3 protein-coding genes are annotated in these 2527 nt (G+C 78.0%); all 3 read right to left on the bottom strand.

Going from position 1 to position 2527, the window contains the following annotated elements; genetic code table 11:
* Nucleotides 1-365: SseB family protein (locus B7L92_RS26810; protein ID WP_143626380.1), on the bottom strand; the 365-nt coding region annotated here is incomplete at its 3' end.
* Nucleotides 366-439: 74 nt separating this feature from the next.
* A complete protein-coding gene (mycP, locus tag B7L92_RS26805) occupies nt 440-1627 on the bottom strand; it encodes a type VII secretion-associated serine protease mycosin (protein ID WP_081239952.1) in 1188 nt (395 codons plus the stop codon).
* Nucleotides 1624-2527 (bottom strand): hypothetical protein (locus tag B7L92_RS26800; RefSeq protein ID WP_255311149.1); only part of this gene is annotated, 904 nt, incomplete at its 5' end. The genes mycP and B7L92_RS26800, both read right to left, overlap by 4 nt.

The raw sequence follows: 2527 nt of genomic DNA, 5'->3' as shown, positions 1-2527 counted from the left end.
GCCCGCTGGGACCCGGCGGCCCGCCCCGTCGCCGTGCCCCTGCACCAGGCACTGCAGGCCGCCGGGTCCCAGCGGGCGAGCGAGTCGGTGGAGGTGAAGGCCGGCAGCGCGGTGCGGGCGCCCGCCTTGAGGGTGGGCACGGCCATCTCGCTGGTCTTCTCCCGGCGCAGCCCGTTCTCGTCCTCCTCGACCTCGCCGAGGACGGCCACCACCGGAACCAGCAGCCGGGCGCCCTTGAGCGCCTCGAGGACGGGGCCGACGGCCTCGTGGTCCTCGGCCCAGGCGGCGAGCGCCGCGCTCAGCCGGGGGTCGGCGGAGCCGTCGTCGTCGCGGAAGGCGGGGTCGGGAATGTTCTTGTTCGCCACGGTCACCGACCCTATCGGCCGCCCGTGCCCCGCCCGGACGCGGGCGGCCCGCCGCCGGTGAGGCCCGTGCGTGCTCAGGCTCGGAAGTCCTCGTCCCGCGCGCGCCGCCCGCGCCACAGGACCACCGCGGCGACCAGCAGCACGCCGCCGGCGCCGCCCGCGAGGGGGGCCGCCCAGGCGGCGGTGCCGTCGTCGGAGGCGTCGGTGTCCGGGCCGGGGCCGAAGTACTTCCGGCCGTAGGACGCCGGCTTCGGGTCCTCGGGCTTCAGGCGGGCCGCGGCCTCGAGGGCGGCGGCCGGGTCGACGAAGCCGAAGCCGCGGGAGTCGTCCCGGCCGTCGGCGGGGGCGTTGCGAGCGGTGTCCTCCAGGAGCCGCTTGACCTGGGCCGGGGTCAGGTCCGGGTGGGCCGACCTGATCAGGGCGGCGGCGCCGGAGACGAACGCGGCGGCGGCACTGGTGCCCCAGCCCTCGTAGTACTTGCGGTCGGGGTCGGCGATGATCACGTCCACCCCGGGGGCGCTGACCGTGGCGTACCAGCGGCGGGTGGAGAACGGGGCGCGGGTGCCGTAGCGGTCCACGGCGGTGGCGGTGATGACGCCCGGGTAGGCGGCCGGGTAGGAGACGCGGTCGCCCTTCTCGCCGCCGTTCCCGGCGGAGGCCACGACGACCACGCCCTTGCGCAGGGCGTACTGGATGGCCTCGTCCTCGCCGCGTTCGGCGTGCGCGGAGGCGGAGTCGTCGCCGAGGGAGAGGTTGATGACGTCGGCCCCGTGGTCGGCGGCCCAGCGGATGCCCTCGGCAAGGGCGTTGCCGCGGGTGCTGCGGGCCTTGGCGCGGGCGGGGTCGCCGTCCTCGAGGATGACGCGGACGGGGAGGATCCTGGCCTCGGGCGCGATGCCCATGACGCCCTCGGCGTTGCCGGGTCCGTGTCCGTGGCCGGCGATGATCCCGGCCATGGCGGTGCCGTGGCGGGCCCAGGCGCGGTCGCCGGGTCCGGCGCCGAAGCCGACCAGGTCCTTGCCGGTGAGGACGTTGCCGTCGAGATCGGGATGGTCGGCCTCGACGCCGGTGTCCAGGACGGCGACGGTGACGCCCTCGCCCCGCGTGGTCCGCCAGGCCTCCTCGGTGTGCATGGCCTCCAGGGCCCACTGCCGGGCACGGATGCCGTCGGCGTGCGCGGCGGTGGCGGGCAGGAGGGCGAGGGAGGCGGCGAGCAGGACCCCGAGGGCCGCGGCGGGGCGCCGGCCGAGGGCCGGCCTCATGACGGACGCTCCGTGGCGGTGCCGGCGTGCCCCCGCACGCCGCGCTCGACCCGGTCGGCCAGGCCCCGTGCCTCGTGGCCGAGGCCGGCCTGCGCGGGGGCGGTGGTGGTGCCGGACTCCATGGCCTCCTCGGCGGGCTGCGGGGCGGCGACGGTGCGGCCGTCGGCCCAGCCGGAGACGGCGTAGACGACGACGGGGGCGTCCGTGAGCACGGAGATCGTCCAGGAGGCACGCTGCCGGGTGCCGAACCCGGCGGCGGCCGTGTCCTTCGCGGCGTACGGCAGGGGCATCAGATCGGTGCGGCGGTCCAGGCGCTCGGTGTCGAAGCGGCGGGCGAGGGAGGCCATGCCGGCGGCGTCGGCCTCGGTGAACAGCAGGCCGACGGTGGTGACGTGGCTCCGCGTGGCGTCGGTGTAGGTGGCGCGCAGCAGGCGTGCGCAGCCGACGGGGTCCAGGACCTTGCGCAGCAGGGGGTCGAAGGCCTCCGCGCAGTCGCTGTCGGGGGCCACCGCGACACGGGTCCAGGTCCGGTCGGCGCCGCCGGGGCCCGCGCCCCCGCCCCGCACGGTGGGCGGGAACAACTGGTCGACCGGGACGTTGCGCCACAGGTCCCCGGCGGCGGCGAAGCCGCTGCGGGCCCCGGGCCCGCCGGAGTCCCCGGCGAGCCAGCTCCCGGTGACGGCGCCGCCGATCAGGCCCGCTCCCAGCACGAGGCAGACGGCGGCGGCGACCGCCTGGGACCGGCCGCGCCGCCCGAGCGGGTGCGGGCGTGCGTCCTCGTCGTAGCCCTCCGGTTCCCCGAACGACACGGTCGGCCGTCCGGTCCCGTGGCGCGTGCCGCCCGGGGCCGTGGGGGCGCTCCACGAGAGGGCGGGGTCGGGAGCGCCCCCACGGCCCCGG

Origin of the sequence: Streptomyces viridosporus (assembly GCF_002078235.1) — a bacterium.
GTDB classification, from domain to species: Bacteria; Actinomycetota; Actinomycetes; order Streptomycetales; family Streptomycetaceae; genus Streptomyces; species Streptomyces viridosporus.
This window is presented reverse-complemented; position numbering and strand designations above follow the sequence as displayed.